Raw genomic sequence first — 22,737 nt, 5'->3', positions numbered from 1 at the left:
CTAACCACACCTCATCCGCCGATTTTTCAACATCGGTCGGTTCGGACCTCCACTTGGTGTTACCCAAGCTTCATCCTGGACATGGTTAGATCACCAGGGTTCGGGTCTATAAACACTGATATCTCGCCCTCTTCAGACTCGGTTTCCCTTTGGCTCCAGCATTCTCGCTTTAACCTACCAGTGCCTATAAGTCGCCGGCTCATTCTTCAACAGGCACGCGGTCATCCGTTAAATCGGACTCCCACTGCTTGTAAGCTTATGGTTTCATGTTCTATTTCACTCCCCTTCCGGGGTTCTTTTCACCTTTCCCTCGCGGTACTTGTTCACTATCGGTCACACAGTAGTATTTAGCCTTACGAGGTGGTCCTCGCTGATTCACATGGAATTCCTCGTGCTCCATGCTACTCGGGATTCAGCTACTATCCTTTGGCTTTCAACTACGGGACTTTCACCCCCTCTGGTACAGTATTTAGCTGTTTCGTTTAGCCTCTAGATTCGATATTGCTGTCCCACGACCCCAAAGGATAAATCCCTTGGTTTAGGCTCTTCCCCTTTCGCTCACCACTACTTAGGGAATCTCTAGTTTGATTTCTCTTCCTCCAGCTACTAAGATGTTTCAGTTCGCTGGGTTGGCTCTTTCCTGTCTATATATTCAACAGGTAGTACATAGGGTTGCCCCATTCGGATATTTCCGGCTCTTAGTTTGCTTCCAACTCCCCGGAACATTTCGTCGGTAACCACGTCCTTCTTCGCCTCTGTGTGCCTAGGTATCCACCATTAGCCCTTATTAGCTTGACCACAATGTCTGCTTGTTTGCTTTCACATCCATCTCAATGTCTGTGTCTGCGGTGCTTTTTCTCTTTCTCTTATGCAGTTTTCAAGGTTCTGGCTGGAATTTAACCCAGCAGTCTAACTATGTTTGTTAGGTGCTGACTTTGATTCAATTTTTGAACTAAGCCAAATAATACTTTGAAAGATATCTACCAATCTCGACCGACCTAGGTTAGACCAATTTAGTTTCTATTCACAATTTGCATTGCTTTCGAGTTCTAAATGGATTAGGTCTCCCTAAAAGGAGGTGATCCAGCCACACCTTCCGGTACGGCTACCTTGTTACGACTTCACCCCAGTCATCAGTCCTACCTTAGGCATCCCCCTCCAAAAGGTTGGGGTAACGACTTCGGGCGTGACCAACTTCCATGGTGTGACGGGCGGTGTGTACAAGGCCCGGGAACGAATTCACTGCAGTATGCTGACCTGCAATTACTAGCGATTCCTCCTTCACGAAGGCGAGTTGCAGCCTTCGATCTGAACTGAGCTACGGTTTATGAGATTCGCATCACATCGCTGTGTAGCTGCCCTTTGTCCGTAGCATTGTAGTACGTGTGTAGCCCAAGACGTAAGGGGCATGCTGACTTGACGTCATCCCCACCTTCCTCCGGTTTGTCACCGGCAGTCTCTCTAGAGTGCCCAACTTAATGCTGGCAACTAAAAACGAGGGTTGCGCTCGTTGCGGGACTTAACCCAACATCTCACGACACGAGCTGACGACAGCCATGCACCACCTGTGTTCACGCTCCCGAAGGCACTTCCATCTTTCAACGGAATTCGTGACATGTCAAGCCTTGGTAAGGTTCTTCGCGTTGCATCGAATTAAACCACATACTCCACCGCTTGTGCGGGCCCCCGTCAATTCCTTTGAGTTTCACAGTTGCCTGCGTACTCCCCAGGCGGGATACTTAACGCGTTAGCTACGGCACAGCTCGGGTCGATACGAGCTACGCCTAGTATCCATCGTTTACGGCTAGGACTACTGGGGTATCTAATCCCATTCGCTCCCCTAGCTTTCGTCCCTCAGTGTCAGTCTTGGCCTAGCAGAGCGCCTTCGCCACCGGTGTTCTTCCTGATATCTACGCATTTCACCGCTACACCAGGAATTCCCTCTGCCCCGACCACACTCTAGCTTTGTAGTTTCCACTGCTTTTATTTGGTTGAGCCAAACTCTTTAACAGCAGACTTACAATGCCACCTGCGGACCCTTTACGCCCAATCATTCCGGATAACGCTTGCATCCTCCGTATTACCGCGGCTGCTGGCACGGAGTTAGCCGATGCTTATTCCTCAGGTACCGTCATTTTGTTCTTCCCTGAGAAAAGAGGTTTACAACCCAAGAGCCTTCCTCCCTCACGCGGTATTGCTCCGTCAGGCTTTCGCCCATTGCGGAAAATTCCCCACTGCTGCCTCCCGTAGGAGTCTGGGCCGTGTCTCAGTCCCAGTGTGGCTGATCATCCTCTCAGACCAGCTACTGATCGTCGCCTTGGTAGGCTCTTACCCCACCAACTAGCTAATCAGACGCAAGCTCTTCTTCAGGCAGCAAGCCTTTCACCTCTCGGCACATTGGGTATTAGCCACCGTTTCCAGTGGTTGTCCCCAACCTGAAGGTAGATTCTTACGCGTTACTCACCCGTCCGCCACTATCTCCGAAAAGACCGTTCGACTTGCATGTGTTAAGCATACCGCCAGCGTTCATCCTGAGCCAGGATCAAACTCTCCATTTTGTGTTTTCGAGTTTGTTGGCTCCGAAATTAGTTAAAATCTCGAATCCTCTTTCAATTATCTTTACGACGAGGACTGGTTTAATCTATTCTTTCAAAGTATTATTTTTTCTCGGTTCAGTTGTCCGGGAGTTGTTTCTTTCTCTCGGCACTTATCTAATATAGCAATCCTTCCTTTTTCTGTCAAGTGGGTTGAGAAATATTTTTTTAGGGGATGGGCTGGAAATAGCTGAAAGCTCTATGCAATTAGGGATTCAGGGTATTTTTGATTTATCGGATCGGCAATAATTCTATGGATATGGCGAAAAAACAAGAGTGATATTTTCTGCTTGATGCAGGTTAGAGAAATATAGTAATAAGTAGGGGTTGCTGGGAAAGTTATCTGTGAGGGACATAAGTATGGCTAACGCCACGCTGCGCTATCAGCAAGCCCTAAGTAGGTGAACACAATAAAACCAAACTGTGTAAAGAAACGTAAAATCGCTGAAAACTTCTTTACTCTTGCCTCTTGCCTCTTGTAATTTAAGGTTATTTATTGGGAAGTTTTTGAGGGGGAATCCTTTTGTAAGCGCAGTAATGTATTATAAAGCTGTCGTTTTAAATTACTGTTTTTTTGGATTTCTACGGTAATTTTGTTAAATTGCTCGATGGTGAGACCACTATCCTCAACTATCTTTTGAGAATGGTTGCAATAATTTACGGCAATATCTTTGGCTTTGTTTGGTAGTGTAATGAAACTTTTGGAATCATTACAGATTACTTGGGGAATGTCTTTGCTACCGATCAGGTTTTTAATTTCTTTGAATGCCTGCTGACGGGCTGGCTCCATGCCTAATACAGCTTTTGCGTAATTAGTTACTTCTGTACTGTTAAGGTTTAAAGTTTGAGCAGTTACTTTGGAATTGAGGCCAAAAGTCCCGGAAATCAGGCTTGTACTGGTAATAGTTGCCAAGATCAAGGATTGATAGAGGGTTCTCTGCAACCGTTTGGTTAAATAAAGACTATAAGTTTTGAGCATACAACAGGTGACACAGAGGGAAAATAGGGAATAACATAATATGTTTGAATTATTTTCTGAATTAGAAGTTCCAGTCAAGATTGAAATTGAATATTTCGATGTGGGTATCAAGTGCGGCGGCATATTTGACAAAGTTCGATGACTTTAGTTTGTAGTGTTGAGGTTTCGGATGCACCTTGCTTGAGGCTGACTTCTAATTCTAATAGCAGTGGTAAGGCAGAGATGAGTTGCTGTAGGGGGAGGGATTTGACTTCTTGCTGTAGGAAGTAGATGCGTTTGGGGTTAGAGATTTCAGCACCTTGAGCGATCGCTTGGGGGTTGCGTTCACCACTGTCCATCATCATTTTGACTAATAACCAGGTGCGAAATTGACCAATGAGTGTGGCAACTATCCGTAAACCTGGTTCTGCGGCATTACTGAGATCGCCTAAGATTCCTAAAGCTTTTGGGGTATCTCCTGTTCTGATGGCTGTTGCTAATTGTAAGGTATTTTGAGTAGTATTTCTGACTAACTCAGATACTGTATTTACGTCTAAGGGTTTGTTCCTGCCTCCGCTGTAGAGGCGTAATTTCTCCAGTTCATTGTAGAGAAGACGGGTATCATTGCCTACGGATTCGGCTAATAGTTCGGCTACTAGGGGACTGATTTTTAGACCGATGGTTTGAGCGACTTGTTGAACTGATTGGACTAAAAGTTCGGTTTTCCAAGGGGGAATGAGGGAAAATTCGGAAATTGTCGCAAATTGTTTGAGGAGTTTTGTGCTTTTCAGTCGTTCATCTGGTTTGTTGCGACTGGTTAATAGTAAGGTAGAGTCTGGAGGGATGACCTTAAGAGTGCGTTGTAATTCTGCGAGGATGTGGTCTGGACAATTTTGCCCCAGAGCGGTGTTGATGAGCCATACGAAACGCCCACCAGCACCGAATGGCGGTGTCATTGCTTGATTTAAAGCTTGGACGATAGAATCGGGTTGATCTGGAGGAAATGAGGTATAGTTAAAACTAGTCCACAGGGGATCAAGAATGCGATCGCGCAAAGTGACTACGGCTTTTTCCATCGCAAAATCATCTTCGCCCCAGTAAACATATATTGGCATGGTAATTTAGTTAAAATTAAAAATTAATTTGGTCAAATTGAGTAAATCTCCCTACAATCTATCAAAAGAGCGCAAGGTGATCAAGATTGGACGACAACTACCAAACTTATTTAAATCGGGTAGCACGCATGACGCTACCAGAATCTTACAAAACCCAGATTCAGCATATTCAGGAATCTTCTAAATTTCGAGTTCATGCTGGAGTCAGAGAGGCTACACCCTTTCCAGGCTATACGCTGATTACCCCACCAGCAGCAGAAGATGCAAACAACGCTGCTTTTTACAGCCAAATACAAGCCTATCAACAGCAATTATTAGAGTTACCCATTGCTAGGGATTTGATTGTACCTGTTCCTCCTGCTAGTTTTCATATGACGGTGGCAGATTTAATTTGGGACAGTGCTTTTCATCATGCTTGTGCAAAAAACCCCCAATTTGCTGAAGATTTGAATTCTCAATTAGCTGAGAGGTTTCAAGAATATCAAAAATTGATGACAAAGGGATCACCTATATCTTGGCAAATGTTAGGATTGATTGTCATGCCCAGGGCTGTGGGTATGTGTTTAGTACCAAAAGATAAACGTTCCTATGAGGAAATTATTCAATTTCGGCGGATAATTTATCAAAATCGCAGATTAATGGGTTTGGGTATTGAGCAGCATTATCATTTTACAGCCCATGTGACATTGGGTTACTTTGGCGAAATTCCCCCAGAATTAAACAGGGTAAACCTGACAACCATGTTTTGTGAGTTTAATCAATCATTGCCGTTAGATACGCCAGATTTTCTCATTGATCAGGTGGAATTACGAAAATTTGATAATATGACCCATTATTATCGTCAACCAGACTGGCCAAGTGTAAATTTCTAAGTCAATGGGGGTTGAGCAAAAGCTTAATGGTGTCAACTTAAGCTACAGATGGCTTATTTGTTTGGCTTCCATACCCACTCAGAAATGATGGCGTAGCGTGGCGTTAGCCATATGGAACGAAGTGAAATGAAGCAATCGCCAGGGTTGTGATTGCTTCCCTTCCCTCGCAATGACTGTAAATATTTTTGTCCAATTACTTATGGCAATTTATCCAAATAAGGACTGACATCAACAGCTAATTTTTGTCCTAGTTTCAGTAATTGACGACATTGCATAGTTTCTGCTTCACTCTCAAGACTGGTAATTCGTGGCAATATTTGACTGTGTAAACAACTCCAATAGAGTTCTTGGGAATGGTTTAAATTAATGCCAAGATGTAATTTATAACCAACATCAATTAATCGTTCTAACCGCTGAATATCTGCATCTATCTTGCTATTGGCAGTATATAATAATTGCCACAATAACCGGACTATTAATTGCTCTAAAATTTGATTACCATCGGGAATATTCAATTGACAACGCAGATGTTCAGCTTCTGTAGCGATCGCTTCCAACTCTCCAATCAAATTCCAGCTTAATTGCAATTCAGTAATATCTTGTTCTAGAGATTTCAACGTTGTTAGACAACGATACCCCAAAGCAATTTCCGCCGCTACCTGTAATTCTCGTGGTACTTCCAACTCATCCCGATGAAAAGCCATAATCACACCGTAATTATCACGATATGCCTGAGTATATAACTGGTCTAATCGTGCCAGTGTATCCTGACTCAACAACCGCATAATCCGGTGACGTTCTTCCGCAAATAAAGTCTGTAAACTAAAGGTATCGTCCCCAAATAATTGAGTCATCACCAAAATCACATGAGCGATACTAGCCTGTTGCAGGGCTGTAAACAGCTTTTCCTTGATTTGACTATAGTTACGTCGTCCTGCGAACTGCTGAATACAGCAATGAAAATCCCAACCACCCAAATGCAAAACCGCAAATACTAAATTTTCACTTTCCCAAGTAATATCTGACACTAGCTGCAAATGCCCCACTGCCATAGTTAATGGTCCCAAGCTTTGCTTATGATAATCTAGCTCATGGGCATTATAGCAATAAACACGCTGATGAGGAATATGGTGATGTTTATCTGTTTGGTGTTGAGGGAGAGTATTTTTGTGATGATTAAAAAGGGAAGTAATAGCGTAATGAGCGGCAACTTGTTTAAAATCAATTTGGGCAGTTAGCACCAACTGACGATATATTTCTGCCCCATGTTTAAACTCTTCTACATTACTAGGAGCTAAACCCAAACGTTTAAGAAAGCCTTTTTCTAATTGTACACCTGCCACATCTCCTGCTAATTCTAAAGCGCGAGAGGCATAACGCAAAATCTGTGTTCCCTCTGGGCGAGAAATTTCTTCAAAAAACCAGCCGCAACTGGTGAACATCAGCAAAGAGTGACGCTGCATTTCCAACAAGCGTAAAGCTTCTACCTGTTCAGCCGCTTGGAGTTTGCGAGTTTGATGGTGAGATAGAAATCGTTGAATATTAGCGGGAGTGCGATCGCCCATGACATGAATATATTCGTCCCTCGCTTGCCAAGGATCACGAAATAAAGGATTACCATATTCCTCATAGACATCAATTAACTGATCTCGCAGCCAATTTAAGGCATTACGTAACGGTCGCCGCCATTTTTGATGCCACACACCACCTTCACCACCACAACCACAATCATCTTGCCATCTATCAACACCGTGAGCGCAACTCCAAGCCGTCACTGACTTTAATTTTACTTCCCAAGAGGGAGGATTTAAACTTAGATAGTGGGCAAAATTGGTGACAGTCCAACCATGACGGGGAAACTCACCAATAAAGGCATAGGCTAAAGTCTTCTCTGTTCCCTTTTTGTGATGTCCAAAAGTTTCTCCATCTGTAGCTACAGAAATCAATTGGGACTGACGATGATCCCCGCGAATAGCCGCCCCAATCCGTCCTGCAAAATGATGGGAATTGTAGACAACATCACTAAAACCCATATCCCGCGAAATTGGACCATCGTAGAAAAAGATATCAATATAGGCAGTTGATGTTTTTGCAGGCTCGTCACTATCTAAATAACAGCGATAAGGACGAGTAGGATCAATCTGATTACCCCCCACCTCATGCCATTGACTACTAGAATCATCTTCTGTGGGGATTGGACGACAACGCTGGGCTTGAGAAGGGGCTAAAATGATAAATTTAATGCCTTCCGCTACCAAGGCTTCTAAAGTGGCATAATCTACGGCTGTTTCCGCCAACCACATTCCTTCAGGTTCACGACCAAAGCGAGAACGGAAATCTTCCTTACCCCAGCGAATTTGTGTATGTTTATCCCGTTCATTGGCTAGAGGCAGGATAATATGATTATAAACTTGAGCGATCGCATTGCCATGACCATTGAGGCGATCGCAGCTTTTAGCATCAGCCTCCAAAATCCGCTGATAAACCGACCCATCGTGGCGTTCTAACCACGACATCAGCGTTGGACCGATATTAAAGCTCATGTATTCATAATTATTCACAATCTTCACAATCTCGCCTCGGTCATTGAAGACCCTAGCAAAAGCATTAGGACGATAGCATTCCCAATGAATCCGCTCATTCCAGTCATGAAAAGGACTAGCACTAGGTTGACGTTCAATCGCATCAAGATAGGGATTTTCTCTAGGAGGTTGATAAAAATGCCCGTGAACCGTCACATAAACGCCCTGAGCAGTTTTCAGGGGATCATGTTCAGGACTGGATTTAGCCTCTTGATCTAATGGTAATATTGAGTCATAACTACTTGGTATTTCCGCTGCCAAAGTCATATATTTTTATCCAAATAAATGTGTAATTTTGAAGAATATTCTTACTATATATACCTTTTCACAATTGTTGTCACTGTGAGGAATAGAAGTTCAGGAGTATGGCTAACGCCACGCTACGCTATCAGGAGGTAGGGGCGCAATGCCTGCGCCCGTTTAGGAGTAGGAGGAAGAAGAATTTTCTCAATGACCAATGACTAATGACCAATGACTAATGACTAATGTACAGATATGATAGGTATTCAAATGCACATGATATTTTAGACATTGTGTAAAAATCCCCTAAACTCAAGGTAAAAATGTCAATCAAGAACATTATTTTCAGCATTCTGCTCCTGTTTATACCCATATCCCTAGCAGCCCACTTTTTAGAATGGGGAGACTTAATAGTTTTCATCACCGCAGCATTAGCGATTCTCCCCCTAGCAGCTTGGATGGGTACAGCTACCGAAGAAATCACCGTAGTCGTCGGTCCAGGAATAGGCGGATTTTTAAACGCGACTTTTGGCAATGCCACAGAATTGATTATCGCCTTAGTTGCCCTGAACGCGGGTTTAATAGATGTCGTTAAAGCCAGTATCACAGGTTCAATTATCAGTAACTTACTCTTAGTCATGGGCTTATCCATGCTACTAGGGGGAATTCGCTACAAAGAGCAAACATTTGAATCAGTTGTAGCGCGAGTAAATGCTTCCTCCATGAACTTAGCAGTAATTGCTATTTTGCTACCAACAGCAATGAACTATACCTCCGTAGGTATTAACGAAGCAACCGTACAGAATCTCTCCCTAGCTGTAGCCATTGTCCTAATTTTGGTTTACGGCTTAACACTACTATTTTCGATGAAAACTCATGCTTATTTGTATGAAGTTGGTATAGCAGAAATAGAAGAAGACGAAGTTACCCATGAAAAACCAAATCTTTGGTTATGGAGTGGTGTGCTTTTAGTTTGTACCCTGTTAGTTGCCTGGGAGTCAGAATTGCTAGTTGATTCCTTAGAAGTCGCTACATCTAAACTAGGTCTAAGCGCACTATTTACCGGGGTAATTTTAGTTCCCATTATCGGTAACGCTGCTGAACACGCCACCGCAGTCACCGTAGCCATGAAAAATAAAATGGATCTGGCTATGTCTGTCGCTGTAGGTTCAAGTATGCAAATTGCCCTGTTTGTTGCCCCAGTCTTAGTAATTGCCGGTTGGATAGTTGGGCAACCAATGGATTTAGATTTTAACCCCTTTGAATTAGTGGCTGTTGCTGTATCAGTTTTAATTGCTAATAGCATTAGTTCCGATGGTAAATCTAATTGGTTAGAAGGAACATTACTTCTAGCAGCTTATACTGTCTTGGGTTTTGCCTTCTACTTCCATCCAGTTACTAATGGGATGGGTTAATTACACCATGCCACGGTGCTGACAAATACCCCAACAAATTTATTCAAGATTTGATATTCCCAATCTAATCAATTGGGATTTTTTATCCTTTACTAAGACCTAAATATTTTTTTGATAATTTTAACTCCCTTAAGATAGATGAATAAAATTCATAATAATTATAGTCTCAAATCAGATCATTCTTCCGATATTAACCGCTAGTACCGCCAGGCGCAAGTGAAAAATCAAAAGCAATAAGTCATAAGCTTTTTAGCGAGTGAGAATGGCTGGGTTATTTAAGCCGCAGTGTACTAGATTTATTGTGGGAATCTTTACAAAAAAGAGAGTGGGGAATAGGGATTTTTATTTGTTCCCATTTATTCCCCAGATATTCAATTAATTTTGCTCGGATACCTGTATACAGGTATTATGCTAAACACGGGTGAGATTTAAACTTTTGCCAAACGACAAAGAACCCAAATGTGTAGGGGTAAAGCCCGCCTGGGAATGAATTCCCAGTCTAATAGCAGAAGTCATCTGAAGATGACTAAAAATCCCCAGTTTACTTTAGTAAACTTTACTTATTAGCCCGGAAATATGGCTTACGCCACGCTACGCTATCATTTCTGGGTGGGTGTTGAAGCCAACAAATAAGGCATCTGTAGCCTAAGTTGACACCAATGAAGCTCTTGCTTTACCCCTACCTTTAGAATCAAACAATCAAGCCGTTTTGAGTATATATTTAATTTTCTAAATAACTCAGTACCATTCTACATTGCCTCTACTTTTCTTTTGCTATTTACTACTTTATAAATAAGCACAGCGATAAAATAAAATGACTGAAATCGGACTGCTGATGATGGGTGTATTAAATCCAAAACCACTAAATGTACCCCGTTTTCTCTCACAGAAAATCTTTCCCAGAGAGAATGGTATGGGTTTAACAAATCATCAATCCAATAAATTAGCTGTTTACCCTCAAATTACACCGCCAGAATTTACTCAAATCGGTATAACTTCCCCAAATCATCTTTCAATCCTCTCATTCCGAAGGCACAAAATCTTTGAGCAAATAACCCAAAAACAGATGCCCCTGAGTTCTTTTAAAATAGCTGATGCTGGCATCCCCATCACAAAAAAAAGGGGTATTCCGGTATCCACAAGATATCCCAGAACCCAGAACCAACCCATGCCGGTTATTAGTTTTGGTAGTTCAGGTATATCTGTGAGAGCTTTACAAAAACTTTTAATTGCCAACGGTTATGGAATACCTGTTGATGGAGTTTTTGGACCAGTCACCGAAACTGCTGTCAAAGCTTTTCAAAATCGTCGCCGTCTATCAACAGATGGTGTAGTTGGTCAAAAAACTTGGTGGGAATTAACAATGTAATTGGTCATTGGTCATTGGTCATTGGTCATTGGTCATTGGTCATTGGTCATTGGTCATTGGTCATTGGTCATTGGTCATTGGTCATTGGTCATTGGTCATTGGTCATTGGTCATTGGTCATTGGTCATTAGTCATTGGTCATTGGTTATATAAATCATCTAAATCACAAGAATGATAGTTAAAGATGAGTTCTATCAGTCAAAATTTCATACCCACTATCTGTAACTAATACAGTATGCTCAAATTGAGCAGATAAAGCATTATCAACTGTTACCGCAGTCCATCTATCAGCTAAAATTCGGGTATTCTTAGAACCAGCATTTAAAATTGGTTCAATTGCTAAAGTCATCCCTGAGCGCAATTTCACATTTGGTATCTCACGAGTCCGATAGTTAAATACCGCTGGTTCTTCGTGTAAATTTCTACCTACACCATGACCAGTAAATTGTTCCACTACTGTAAACCCATTGGCTTTGACATGATCTTCAATTGCACCTGCAATCTCTGTCAAATGGACACCAGCTTTTACCTGTTCAATCCCTTTATATAAAGATTCTTCCGCTATTTTAATCAGTCTTGCGGCTTCAGTTGTTACATTACCCACTGCGATAGTAATGCAGGAATCACCATGAAAGCCTTGATAAAAAGCACCTGTATCAACTTTTAGTACATCTCCTGAGCGGATTACCTTTTTAGAGTTAGGAATTCCATGTACAACTTCATGATTAATACTAGAACAAATCGAGGCGGGGAAGCCATGATACCCTTTAAAGCTAGGAGTGGCATCCATTTCGCGGATACGTTTTTCGGCATAAGCATCTAAATCAGCCGTTGTCATTCCTGGTTGCACTAACTCAGAAATTTCTTTAAGAACAGTTGCCACAATCTTCGCCGATTGCCGCATAATTTCGATTTCACGGGCTGATTTAATTTCAATCCCTCGGCGTTGTTGTTTTTCAGGTTTTGGCTGTGCTGGTTGCGAAAGTAGGTTGGTGAAAATATTCATAAGAATACCCGGTAAGTGGGAAACGAGCGCGTCTTTAGACCTGAGAGGGAAACGACACGAGCGGTTTTAACCGCTGTGGATATTAAAATTGAAACCAGATTTTTGATTGGAACCTGGAAACCAACTCCCATTTCTGGGGTAATGTTAGCTTCGACCTGTTATAAGAGCTTGTTAGGCTTGCAACACTGTTCCAGTGACCTTAGAACTGTTTAATCACAAGCGACAGAGCAGGGAACTAGCAACGCATTCCGGGGTGTCGTGACTCAAATAACGGCTACCATGAGAGTAAACTCAGGGTGGTCTGGTCAGTACGGCTTGCTTGATTACTCTTGCAAGCCCAGTCCCTTTAGGGCTGGGTTACTGACATGAAGTTTAGGAGTTAGCGGCGCTTTACCGATTGGGTTTGAAGTTGTTGAGATTTATTGCCAAAAATATCTATGTTTTAAGTTAACTTATTTTGCGCCTCTAGGGGTAGATTATCACTTACTTAATGATAATTTCTCCTTTCATGCCTGCTTCTGTGTGTCCAGCAATAGTACATCGTAAAGTGTATTTACCTGGTTTCATAGGTACAAATACCCATTCTGCCTCTGCGCCGGGTTTAAGTTCTAATTCGTGAATATTACCTTTAATTTCTACATTTCCGGCTTCGACTTTTTGCGTCCAAATTGCATCGGCAAAGTCTTTGGCTGTAAAATAGTGTTTTTGTGAGCTAGGATTACTTAATTTGAGATTGTAACGTTTACCTGAGATCAATTCTAAGTGATTTGGCTCAAATTTTAATTCATTACTAGAATTACCCAAGTTAACTGTAATTTCTATAGCTGGTTGTTTTAGTAAATTATTAGATAGGTTTTCTGCTGTTGCTGGAGATACACCCATGATTACCAGACTGATTAGCAGGGAAAATATACAGATGATTCGAGGTAGATTGTAGTAGACCTGAATTAAGAAGTTACTCATGGCTAAATGGATATTTGCAAATCACATCTATTCTTATCATTAAGATTTATTTAATCTTTTTATGGGCAAGAATTGGTGGACCTGCTGTGACAACTACAATTTTATCAGGATGAAGTAATTCACGAGCAGCTTGATTGACTTGATTGAGGCTGACTTGCTCTATTTTGCTGATATATGACCGCAATTCTTCCTGATTTAAGCCGTAAACTTCATTCATTACCATTTTTTGGCTTAATTGTTCGGGATTGGCTAAGGAAATATTATAACTGCTGATTAAATTCCGTTTGGCTGTTTCTACTTCAATAGGGGTAACACCTTGTTGATGAACTTGTTTGAGGAGGTTGCGGGTACTGGAAATTGCTTTGGGTGCGTCTTCTGGACTGGTTTGCATTTCAATGAGAAATGTACCAACATTTTTACCTGTGATGAAATTGCTATAAATTCCGTAGGTTAAACCTTGGCGATCGCGCACTTCTAGCCCTAGTCTACTCGATAATGTATCACCTCCGAGAATTTGATTCAAGATCATCGCTGCATAAAATCGTTTATCTTGACGATTAATGCCGGTATAACCCATGTAAGTTATCGCTTGGGGTTTACCAGGAACAACAGGATTAACGTGAATCATATTTTTCGGCATCCCCACATTGGGATATTTTAGCGTTGGTGGTTTGCCTTGAACTTGCCAATCTCCTAATTTTGCTTGAATGAGCGATCGCACTTTGTTAACATCAAAATCACCGACAATTGCTAAAACTGTAGTATCAGGGCGATAATGTTGCGCTTTAAAAGCTATCACATCTCGACGTTGAATTTTGCTAATACTCTCCGCAGTCGGAAAGGTATGTAATGGATGTTTTTTCGGATAAATGGACTGCACAAAGATCCGATTTGCAACCTTATCGGCATCATCTAAATCTGAATCTAAGGAAGTTAAAGCTTGTTGACGCGCAAGAGCAAACTCTTTTTCAGGAAATGTACTATTTCTAATTACATCCGTCAAAGTCCCCAGCAAAATAGGTAAATCCACCGCCAAACTACTACCTTTAATCTGCACACCTTCACGATAAGCTTCAAAATTCAAATTTGCGCCCTTTACCTCTAATCCTCTGGCAATAGTCCGCATATCTTGATTTTTAGTGCCATTCATCAGATTTACTGCCACTAAAGAAGCTAATCCTCCCTGATTGTCGGACTCAAATTCTGTTCCCGCTTTAATATTGCCGCTTAAAGTAACTGTCGGCGTAGTTTTATCTGGTAACAGTAGTATGCGTAACCCATTAGCAAGTTGTAATTGCTGGGGTATTTGTCTTTTCTCAGCTTTGGGTAATATGTCTAAAGGTGGTAAATACTGCTTAACCTCCGCAGGAACTACAGCCACATCAATACCAAAATTCTCTTGTGTTGGTGTTGAATAAGATGAACTTTGAACTGTTGCTACTTGTTTAGTCGGTTCAAAAAATCCCACTTTCCGTGCTTCTGGTTGCAAGTATTTATTGATGACATTAATCACATCAGCAACTTGAACCTTACGAATATTTACTAAGTGATTTTCGGTATACTGGTAATTATCGGTCGTGATTTGATCATTACCCAACTGCATAGCTTGATTGGTAATATCACGGTTATTTAAAATTACTGAAGCCGTTAATTGAGTTTTGGCTCGTTCTACTTGTTCCTTTGTCACACCAATTTTAACAAGTTTATCCAGAGCCTTGATTACCGCCGCATCAAGTTTAGTTAAATCCTGAGTTCCCACAGATGTCACTAACATTTCATACCAACCACCCGCGCGTAAACTAGCGACATTTGCCGAAACATCATGAGCTAAACCTGATTCAACTAGCTCTTGATACAAGTAAGAATTTTTACCCGCAGTCAAAATATAATCCATGACTTCCAGTGCGGGGATATCTGGTTGATTGATTTGAGGAAGTGGGTAAATTATTTGTAGTAATGGATTTCCCCCCGGTTCTTGTAACTTAATCACAGGTGTAGGAGTAACGGCTGGGGATGGAATTATGAGCTTATGGGGTGAATATTGACGTTTAGGAATTTTACCAAAAACAGTTTCTACCTTTCTCAAAGTTTGTGAGGTGTCAAAATCTCCCGCAATTACCAAAACAGCATTGTCAGGACTATAGAATTTTTGGTAATATTCCCGCACTTGAGCAACTGTGAATTTTTCTACATCCGCCTTAGTTCCACCAATGGGTAATCTATAGGGATGATCAGGAAAAACCGACATCATCACAGCGCGATTCAGCCTATATGCTGGGCTATTTTCATAACCTTGTAATTCAGAAATAACTACTCGCTTCTCACTAGCTAACTGTTGAGGATCTATTAGTGAGTTTTTCATCCTATCAGCTTCTAATGTCAACAGAGCGGTGAGTTTATCCCGTTCTGCCGTGTTGTAATATGCGGTTTGGTCATAACTGGTAAAAGCATTAGAATCACTGCCTAAAGCACTAAATAACCGCCCAAATTGAATGGGACGATTGCTAGTACCTTTAAACATAAGATGCTCTAGTTGGTGGGCAATACCATTTACCCCAGATGCTTCTTGTCCTGAGCCAAACTTGTACCATACCTGCACTGTGACTACAGGAGCATTATGAACCTCTTTAGTGAGAACAGTTAACCCATTATCAAGGACTGTCTTCCGAACATTTGCTGTAATAGCGAGATTTGATGTTTCCTTAGCGACTAGTGTTTTATGAGATTTTTCTGAGTCGAAGTTGTGGAGACGGGGAGAAAAATCCGCTTTATCTCTGCTAAGAGCAGCATCTTGATGGAAGATAAAAGCCGCTATTACCCAAATACTCAAGATAACTAAAGAAAAGCGATGTCGTTGTGCGATAGAGAAAAAAGACATACTCTTTGGCGAATAGCTATATGTAATTTAAGTTACATATGTTGATTGACTGAGGAAATTGGGCAAATGTTTCTGTACTTCATGGAAATTAAAAATGTAGCTGTAAAGGAACAATATTGCATCAGCCAAAAGGCATTAATAGTAATTTCAAGTTGATTTATGCAAAAACCGCAAAAATTCCAGGGGCAACCCGTCAAAATCAGCGATAAACGCAACTTCTAAAATGTTATCGCCAATTTGCTGCTGTGTAGGTTCTAAAAGAATTTTCAGGGGTGGTAAATATTCTATTGTTGCTAACCGTGTTCTTAAACTTTCCAACCAAGTTGGTAAATCTGGTGTAATCTGTGTCACATCAAACGCCAGATGATAATAGCCTACATAATGCTCGTCATTAAAAGCATCTGGGGCTGGTTTGGGTTGGGGAATTTGGATGAGTTCAATTCGAGTCCCTAAACCTTCCATCCAGCAAGCTAGAGTATAACCGGTAGTGAAGCGATCGCCCACCGTAAACCCTAGCTGCTCATAAAAAGCGATCGCTAAATGGATATTTGCCGTTCTAATAGAAGCATGGTGCATAGAATTTTGGATTTTAGATTTTGGATTAATCTACAATCTAAAACCCAAATTGGGGAACAGGGAACAGTAAGATATTTATTTAGACTTTCTTCTCTCTTACCTCTTGCCCTATTACCTACTCAAACAACCGAAAATATGGGTAACGCACCGGCACACCAGGTTCTTTATCCAAATCAAAGTTAATTACTTCCCAGCAAGGTTCAGCAGCGGAATCGGGGCTAAACTCTACAGGTAAGCCATATAATCGCGCCCCCGTAGCAACTTCCCCTTGTCCAGAACGCCAAGGTGTACTCCGTTCTAAATAGCCACTCATCAACTCCTGATAACGGTTAGCAACAATAATCCTCGTAGCTCGATAACCTTGAGTATAAAGCTTGTCCAAAGCTTCATGAATTTCAAAGCGAATCCCATCAGGATGAGTATGTTGACGATACCATTCTCCATCCCATCTGCGCCAATGACGACCAGACTGTAAATGAACTAACTCCCCAGTTTTGGGTTCAGCTTCAAATGCGCCATGACGAGGACATAAATAAGTATCCGTCAATGTCAATGCCGAAATCGTTTGGCGACAGTGAGGACACTGTATTTCAGGGCCAAATATCGGGTACTGAAAGCCTGGATTTATCATGAAGTGCGTATAAACATAATATTGTGTTTTTTGCCAGCACCGGTAGGTTTAACTTTACACTCCTGTTCCACCACTTTAGATAACTTGCTCAATGCTACATAAAATGAAGATAGTGCTTGAGAAGAAGTTTCACAACCGCCTAACGATAGAAGGTTAATGTCGTGATATTCTGGTTTCGCAACCAGTTCTAAAGGTTGGAGTTTCTCCAGTGTTCCTGGGTACCATATCCATATTCTATCGTGTCTATCTCTTCCGTCCGGAAATCTCCAGAATTTTCTCAAGCTGCTTTTGTGGCAGCAAACGCCATCATTATTGGTTCTGTCACCATAGCAGCCAAAGCCAGCATTTGGTATGGATCTGTGGTGAGAGGTGATGTAGAACGCATTGAAATTGGCGAATGTACAAATATTCAAGACGGGGCAATTCTTCATGGTGATCCTGGTGTCCCCACAATCTTAGAAGATCATGTCACTGTCGGTCATCGCGCTGTGGTACATTCTGCTCACATTGAGCGGGGTTGTTTAATTGGTATTGGGGCAATAGTCTTAAATGGCGTAAGAGTCGGCACAGGTAGCATTATCGGCGCAGGTGCAGTAGTCACTAAAAACGTTCCCCCCGGTTCTCTAGTCATGGGTGTCCCCGGTAAAGTAGTCCGTCAACTCTCAGACACCGAAATCACCGAAATCATCGAACACGCCGAAAAATACCACCAATTAGCCCTTCTTCACGCTGCTAATGGCTAGGAAGAGGCAGGGGGCAGGGGGCAGGGGAAAATGACCAATGACCAATGACCAATGACTTTTAATCAAACTTTACATAGAATCTGGGAAAAATTCCCCAATTTAGATAAAAATAAAAGTTGAGAACTGTTGACAAAACTTAAAATTTTTTAATTTACAGAGGGCTTCTAGATATGGAACTTGATAATCGTGTACTAATTGTTTTAGCACCTGTAGTGATCGCTGCGGGTTGGGCTGTTTTCAATATCGGTGCTGCTGCCCTTAGACAAGTACAAAACTTTTTGAGCAAAGAAGTGTAATTTAGGGAACAGGGAACAGGGAACAGGGAAGAAATTACCAATTACCAATTAATTACCAATTACCGATTCTCATGAACGTAGATTCCCTGCTTCAACCCTTTCAGCATTTTGGTGTGAATTTGGGATTGTCTCGGATTGTCAACTTACTGGCAACCTTGGGAAATCCCCATCACCAAGTGCCAATTATTCATGTAGCTGGAACTAATGGGAAAGGTTCTGTTTGTGCTTACCTATCTGCGGTACTTACTGAGGCTGGTTATAAAACCGGACGCTACACATCCCCCCATTTAATAGATTGGACAGAAAGAATCTGTATTAATGAACATCCAATTGATAGTAATAAACTGTGTGAATTAATACTCCAAATTCAAGCAGCTATTAATTCAGATGAAGAATCACCAACCCAATTTGAAGTCATTACCGCTGCGGCTTGGTTATATTTTGCCCAGCAACAAGTTGATATTGCGGTAATTGAAGTAGGATTAGGCGGTCGTTTAGATGCAACTAATGTCTGTGATAATCCTTTAGTTACAGTCATTACTTCTATTAGTCGAGAACATTGGCAACAACTTGGACCAACTCTAGCCCATATTGCCAGAGAAAAAGCCGGAATTATCAAACCAGGATGTCCGGTGGTGGTGGGTTCATTACCAGCAGATGCGAAAAATGTTGTAAAATCGCGTATTCTAGAGTTAGAATGCCCAATTTTTACCCCACAACCATCTAATCAAATTAATCAAAACTGGGCAGAATATCAAAAAATATCAAGTCCAGAAACAATAAAATATCCTTTACCATTACAAGGACAAATTCAATTACATAACTCAGCTTTAGCTTTAGCTGCTTTGGAAATATTGCAAACACAAAATTGGCAAATTCCTGAGAAAGCTATGATTAATGGTATGGCTAAAACCAAGTGGCCAGGCAGAATGCAATGGACAACATGGAAAAGCCATAAACTCCTCATTGACGGCGCACACAACCCAGCCTCAGCGACAGTTTTGCGTCATTATGTAGATAGTCTCAATACCAAAAATATCACTTGGGTAATGGGAATGTTAGCTACTAAAGATCATAGTGATATTTTTCAAGAACTTCTCAAACCAGGAGATAAATTATATTTAGTTCCAGTACCTGATAGCAATTCAGCAGATTTAACAGCATTAACTAAGTTGGCAACATCAATTTGTCCAGATTTGAACTTTTGTCATATATATCAAGATGTATTTTCAGCTTTAGAGACTGCTTTTAGTGCTACAGATAATCAAGTTGTTTTATGTGGTTCTTTGTATTTAATTGGTCATTTTTTAGCATCTTTGTCTGATAGCGCGCTATCAGACAAAATAAATCATCCTGAAAATCCTGATTTGTGACAAATATACTAAGCTGTTGTGCATTTAGTTTGTATAATTCTAGCGGGCAAGATGCCCGCACTACAAAGTTCAAGTAAATTATGGTTATCAAATTTAGCTGCGTAACAGCTTAAACACGGGTGAGATTTAAACTTTTGCCAAATGACAAAGAACCCAGATGTGTAGTAGGGGTAAGGCAAAAGCTGATATGTGTCAACTTAAGCTCAAATCCCTACCACATCTCGTTCCTAGTCTCTGACTAGGAATGCAGTTAATGAGGCTCTGCCTCTAATATCATTGAAGGCAGAGCCTTCTAGAATTCATTCCCAGTCAGAGACTGGGAATGAGACGACTTGAGGTTTTTCGTAATTTTGTAAAAGTCCATGTCTGAACCGTGTTTAGTATACCTAATCCCCCATGATCAATTACCGATTATCCCACTGCTGGGCGGCATCTTCCACAGCTTTATCTACTGTTTTTTGTCCTAACATTGCCGCTTGTAAATTTTCGTAAATTGATTTTTGCAAAAGTTTAGAATCTTTGAGTTTGGGGGTTAATACCTCCGCTTGTTTTAATTGTGCCGCACTAATTACCCGCCCCTTTTCCGCCGATGTAGCATTAGCAGGAACTTCCTGGAAATAAGTATCAGACAATGCCTTAACGGTAGAAGGTAAAACATTAGCAGCTTTAGCAAAGGCTAATTGGTTTTCATCATTTGTAACAAATAAAGCAAACTTAACAGCCTGATCAGGATATTTACTATCACGAGGAATAACTATATTCATCACGGCAACATTTTTCTTACCCGTATCACCCGTAATTTGTGGCGCAATTGCCGAAGCTTGGGCAACCTTGGGAGCATTATTGGCAATAGTTTTCAGAAATTCAGGACCAGAAGCTAAAAAAGCTGTTTCTCCAGACTGGTATAAATCTATAGCATGACGATGCCCTTGAGTTAAAGACTCCTTGGGCAACAAACCTTTTTTATACAAATCTACCCAATATTGAAAAGCGGCTTTTCCTTGCGGGGTATTAAAACCGGCTTTACCTTCAGCATTAACTAGGGTGACACCCATTTGTACCAAAGATTCCAGTACCTCACCAGAGTCCTGGGGGACAAAAGTAGCGAATATTGCATACTTACCAGTTTTATCCTTAATTTGTTGTGCTGCTTGCCCTAATTCTGCATAAGTGGCAGGAGGTTTTGTCATACCCCCTTGTTTTAACAAATCGGTGTTATAAATAGTTAGTCGCGTGGTGAGATACCAAGGAATCCCAAAACTCTTACCATTGAGGCTACTTGCTTGCCAGATATTTGGTAAATAGGTAGAACGGACTTGACTAGGAACTTTAGCATCTAAATCTAACCAAGCATTTTTACCTGCTAATTGGGACGCAAAGTCAGGATTAAGGTTCACAACATCTGGTGGCGTTTTTGCTGAGACTGCTGTTAGAATCTTGTTCTCCATCGCTGACCAAGGTATGTCTACCCATTTAACTTTGATACTTGGGTTTTGTGATTCAAATGTCTTAATCAGACCTTGGAAATAGTCGGTAAATTGCGGTTGGAGTTGCATTGTCCAAAACTCAATGGTGGCAACCCCAGCAGCCGCAGGTTTGGGATTATTATTAACATTGCTTGTGCTACAACTAACAATCCAGCTAGTAAATAAGCCTAGTAATGCTAAAGAAAACAGTTGTTTAAATTTTTGCAATCGAATCATCGTAGTAGGTGGTAGTATTTTTAGAATTAATCTAGGTAAAAAGAGGATAGAGAACTTAGGATATATCAATTATGGTAATGGGTAATGGGTAATGGGTAATGGGTAATGGGTAATGGGTAATGGGTAATGGGTAAAAATTTTTGTCTGACAACTGACAACTAAGTAGGTGAACACAATAAAACCAAACTGTGTAAAGAAACGTAAAATCGCCCAAACCCTCTTGCCTCTTGCCTCTTACCTTGCCATAACGACAATTTTCAACGCCAACCTACTTAACCTTAATATTTTTCTTTAGTAATCTAACGGGTAAAACAGTGGTTAAAGCTTTTACTAGTTTCTTTGGTAAATCCAATAGAGGTATTGGGATTGAACTAGCACCGGAACGGGTGAACGTAGTTCAACTACGCAAACAACGCCAAAACTTAAAAATTGAATCTTTGACAACCGTACCAGTGCCAGAGGGTATATTTACTGATGGTCAAATTACTGATTCTCCGGGAATGTCCGAAATTATTCAGCAAGCGATCGCCCAAAGCAAAATCAAAGCTACACGGGTGGCTACTTGTATTCCAGGAAGAGATGCGATCGTTCGCTTAATTCCCGTCCCCTCGGAATTAGATGACCAAGAATTGCGAGAAATGGTACTTAACCATGAAGCCTGCTTATATTTGCCCTATGACCGCCAAGAAGCTGATGTTGATTATCAAAAACTTGGGTACTTTATAGACGAAGACGGCATCGAGAAAGTACAGGTATTATTAGTGGCGACTCGTAAAGATGTCACTCAAACCTATTTGAATACCTTTGAACAGGCAGGATTAACCGTTGATATCTTAGAAATTAACAGCTTTGCCCTCATTCGCACCATCCGTGATCAACTGCGGCTATTTGGTCCAGAAGAAGCAGCCGTATTAGTTGATATTGAATTTGACAGTACAGAAATTGCCATCATTATCAATGGTGTGCCACAATTCTCTCGAACAGTGCCAATAGGAACTTATCAACTACAAGCAGCACTGTCAAGAGCCGTGAACCTACCCACATCACGGGATATGGATATATTAGAGAGCATGACTATTCCCACAACCTCAGCAGATTCAGTCAATACTGGGGTAACAGGTAGTAATCCTGGAATGGCTTCTATGTTGAGAATTTTGGGAGAATTAGCCGATGAACTGCGCCGTTCCATTGATTTTTACCTCAATCAAAGTGAAAATTTAGAAGTCGCACAGATTCTTTTAGCAGGTCCTGGGGGAGGATTACCACAAATTGACGAGTTTTTTACTCAAAGATTGAGTTTACCAACTACCCAAATAGATCCAATTACTTCTTTGTCCTTGGAGGTAGATGCTGAAAAATATCCTTTAATTAAACGTCCTGGGTTGGGTATTATCCTGGGTTTAGGAATGCGAGGGGTGTAATAA

General features: G+C 41.3%; 17 protein-coding genes and 2 rRNA genes (1 of these 19 cut by a window edge). 8 read left to right on the top strand and 11 right to left on the bottom strand.

Translation table 11 applies throughout. The features are described 5' to 3' along the window. The 4 genes from NG743_RS16770 to holA form a co-directional block, all read right to left on the bottom strand. Positions 1-798, bottom strand: a 23S ribosomal RNA gene (locus NG743_RS16770) (it extends 2,027 nt beyond the left edge of the window). Between the two features lie 273 nt (positions 799-1,071). After that, positions 1,072-2,558, bottom strand: a 16S ribosomal RNA gene (locus NG743_RS16765). Together the 16S and 23S rRNA genes form the textbook arrangement of a ribosomal RNA operon. Positions 2,559-3,087: 529 nt before the next feature. Next, complete coding sequence (locus NG743_RS16760; RefSeq protein WP_027403897.1) at positions 3,088-3,573, bottom strand: DUF4168 domain-containing protein; 486 nt, start codon at positions 3,571-3,573, stop codon at positions 3,088-3,090. Positions 3,574-3,680: 107 nt separating this feature from the next. Continuing rightward, positions 3,681-4,667, bottom strand: a complete 987-nt coding sequence (holA, locus tag NG743_RS16755; protein ID WP_027403898.1) for a DNA polymerase III subunit delta — start codon at positions 4,665-4,667, stop codon at positions 3,681-3,683. Positions 4,668-4,753: 86 nt separating this feature from the next. Here holA and NG743_RS16750 point away from each other — a divergent pair, with 86 nt between their 5' ends. Next, complete coding sequence (locus NG743_RS16750) at positions 4,754-5,539, top strand: DUF1868 domain-containing protein (protein ID WP_027403899.1); 786 nt, start codon at positions 4,754-4,756, stop codon at positions 5,537-5,539. A 197-nt stretch (positions 5,540-5,736) separates the two neighbouring features. Here the strand turns inward: NG743_RS16750 and NG743_RS16745 are convergent, their stop codons facing one another. After that, on the bottom strand, positions 5,737-8,388 hold the full coding sequence (locus NG743_RS16745; protein WP_257120476.1) for a DUF3536 domain-containing protein: 2,652 nt from the start codon (positions 8,386-8,388) through the stop codon (positions 5,737-5,739). 296 nt (positions 8,389-8,684) lie between these two features. On the opposite strand from NG743_RS16745, the gene cax reads away from it, so the two are divergent. The 3 genes from cax to NG743_RS16730 all read left to right on the top strand — a co-directional run bounded on the left by cax (position 8,685) and on the right by NG743_RS16730 (position 11,319). Next, a complete protein-coding gene (cax, locus tag NG743_RS16740; protein ID WP_257120475.1) occupies positions 8,685-9,776 on the top strand; it encodes a calcium/proton exchanger in 1,092 nt (363 codons plus the stop codon). Between the two features lie 814 nt (positions 9,777-10,590). After that, entirely contained in the window at positions 10,591-11,145 is a 555-nt protein-coding gene (locus NG743_RS16735) for a peptidoglycan-binding protein (RefSeq protein WP_257120474.1), read from the top strand. Further along, a complete protein-coding gene (locus NG743_RS16730) occupies positions 11,146-11,319 on the top strand; it encodes a hypothetical protein (RefSeq protein ID WP_257120473.1) in 174 nt (57 codons plus the stop codon). A gap of 3 nt (positions 11,320-11,322) precedes the next feature. On the opposite strand, the gene map is transcribed toward NG743_RS16730, so the two are convergent. From map to NG743_RS16705, 5 genes are all read right to left on the bottom strand, one after another. Next, complete coding sequence (map, locus tag NG743_RS16725) at positions 11,323-12,150, bottom strand: type I methionyl aminopeptidase (RefSeq protein WP_027403902.1); 828 nt, start codon at positions 12,148-12,150, stop codon at positions 11,323-11,325. 483 nt (positions 12,151-12,633) lie between these two features. After that, positions 12,634-13,032, bottom strand: a complete 399-nt coding sequence (locus tag NG743_RS16720; protein ID WP_306459797.1) for a cupredoxin domain-containing protein — start codon at positions 13,030-13,032, stop codon at positions 12,634-12,636. Positions 13,033-13,159: 127 nt separating this feature from the next. After that, complete coding sequence (locus NG743_RS16715; RefSeq protein WP_257120472.1) at positions 13,160-15,991, bottom strand: M16 family metallopeptidase; 2,832 nt, start codon at positions 15,989-15,991, stop codon at positions 13,160-13,162. A gap of 147 nt (positions 15,992-16,138) precedes the next feature. Continuing rightward, complete coding sequence (locus NG743_RS16710; protein WP_027403905.1) at positions 16,139-16,567, bottom strand: VOC family protein; 429 nt, start codon at positions 16,565-16,567, stop codon at positions 16,139-16,141. Positions 16,568-16,682: 115 nt separating this feature from the next. Next, positions 16,683-17,198, bottom strand: a complete 516-nt coding sequence (locus tag NG743_RS16705; protein ID WP_027403906.1) for a TIGR02652 family protein — start codon at positions 17,196-17,198, stop codon at positions 16,683-16,685. Positions 17,199-17,437: 239 nt separating this feature from the next. Between NG743_RS16705 and NG743_RS16700 the strand changes: the two genes are divergently transcribed. The 3 genes from NG743_RS16700 to NG743_RS16690 all read left to right on the top strand — a co-directional run bounded on the left by NG743_RS16700 (position 17,438) and on the right by NG743_RS16690 (position 19,610). Further along, positions 17,438-17,941: a gamma carbonic anhydrase family protein gene (locus NG743_RS16700; RefSeq protein WP_257120471.1), complete on the top strand. Its 504-nt coding sequence runs from the start codon at positions 17,438-17,440 to the stop codon at positions 17,939-17,941. Positions 17,942-18,111: 170 nt separating this feature from the next. Further along, positions 18,112-18,237 (top strand): photosystem II protein Y, encoded by a 126-nt coding sequence (locus NG743_RS16695; RefSeq protein ID WP_027403908.1) that lies wholly within the window; start codon positions 18,112-18,114, stop codon positions 18,235-18,237. A gap of 71 nt (positions 18,238-18,308) precedes the next feature. Beyond that, complete coding sequence (locus NG743_RS16690) at positions 18,309-19,610, top strand: bifunctional folylpolyglutamate synthase/dihydrofolate synthase (protein WP_257120470.1); 1,302 nt, start codon at positions 18,309-18,311, stop codon at positions 19,608-19,610. A 404-nt stretch (positions 19,611-20,014) separates the two neighbouring features. Here the strand turns inward: NG743_RS16690 and NG743_RS16685 are convergent, their stop codons facing one another. Continuing rightward, a complete protein-coding gene (locus tag NG743_RS16685; RefSeq protein WP_193962763.1) occupies positions 20,015-21,313 on the bottom strand; it encodes an ABC transporter substrate-binding protein in 1,299 nt (432 codons plus the stop codon). Positions 21,314-21,627: 314 nt separating this feature from the next. On the opposite strand from NG743_RS16685, the gene pilM reads away from it, so the two are divergent. Next, positions 21,628-22,734: a type IV pilus assembly protein PilM gene (gene pilM, locus NG743_RS16680; protein ID WP_027403910.1), complete on the top strand. Its 1,107-nt coding sequence runs from the start codon at positions 21,628-21,630 to the stop codon at positions 22,732-22,734. The last annotated feature ends 3 nt before the right edge of the window (positions 22,735-22,737 follow it).

It is taken from the genome of Dolichospermum heterosporum TAC447 (assembly GCF_024584745.1).
Classification (GTDB): domain Bacteria; phylum Cyanobacteriota; class Cyanobacteriia; order Cyanobacteriales; family Nostocaceae; genus Dolichospermum; species Dolichospermum heterosporum.
The sequence above is the reverse complement of the archived record's forward strand: the minus strand, read 5'-3'. Positions and strand labels throughout refer to the sequence as shown.

Bases quoted from the DNA above. Each gene is read 5' to 3' on its own strand.
- holA (WP_027403898.1), bottom strand. From the start codon at position 4,667: ATGCCAATATATGTTTACTGGGGCGAAGATGATTTTGCGATGGAAAAA.
- NG743_RS16760 (WP_027403897.1), bottom strand. From the start codon at position 3,573: ATGCTCAAAACTTATAGTCTTTATTTAACCAAACGGTTGCAGAGAACC.
- NG743_RS16695 (WP_027403908.1), top strand. From the start codon at position 18,112: ATGGAACTTGATAATCGTGTACTAATTGTTTTAGCACCTGTAGTGATC.
- map (WP_027403902.1), bottom strand. From the start codon at position 12,150: ATGAATATTTTCACCAACCTACTTTCGCAACCAGCACAGCCAAAACCT.
- NG743_RS16720 (WP_306459797.1), bottom strand. From the start codon at position 13,032: ATGGGTGTATCTCCAGCAACAGCAGAAAACCTATCTAATAATTTACTA.
- NG743_RS16685 (WP_193962763.1), bottom strand. From the start codon at position 21,313: ATGATTCGATTGCAAAAATTTAAACAACTGTTTTCTTTAGCATTACTA.
- NG743_RS16710 (WP_027403905.1), bottom strand. From the start codon at position 16,567: ATGCACCATGCTTCTATTAGAACGGCAAATATCCATTTAGCGATCGCT.
- NG743_RS16715 (WP_257120472.1), bottom strand. From the start codon at position 15,991: ATGTCTTTTTTCTCTATCGCACAACGACATCGCTTTTCTTTAGTTATC.
- NG743_RS16745 (WP_257120476.1), bottom strand. From the start codon at position 8,388: ATGACTTTGGCAGCGGAAATACCAAGTAGTTATGACTCAATATTACCA.
- NG743_RS16735 (WP_257120474.1), top strand. From the start codon at position 10,591: ATGACTGAAATCGGACTGCTGATGATGGGTGTATTAAATCCAAAACCA.
- NG743_RS16705 (WP_027403906.1), bottom strand. From the start codon at position 17,198: ATGATAAATCCAGGCTTTCAGTACCCGATATTTGGCCCTGAAATACAG.
- NG743_RS16690 (WP_257120470.1), top strand. From the start codon at position 18,309: ATGAACGTAGATTCCCTGCTTCAACCCTTTCAGCATTTTGGTGTGAAT.
- cax (WP_257120475.1), top strand. From the start codon at position 8,685: ATGTCAATCAAGAACATTATTTTCAGCATTCTGCTCCTGTTTATACCC.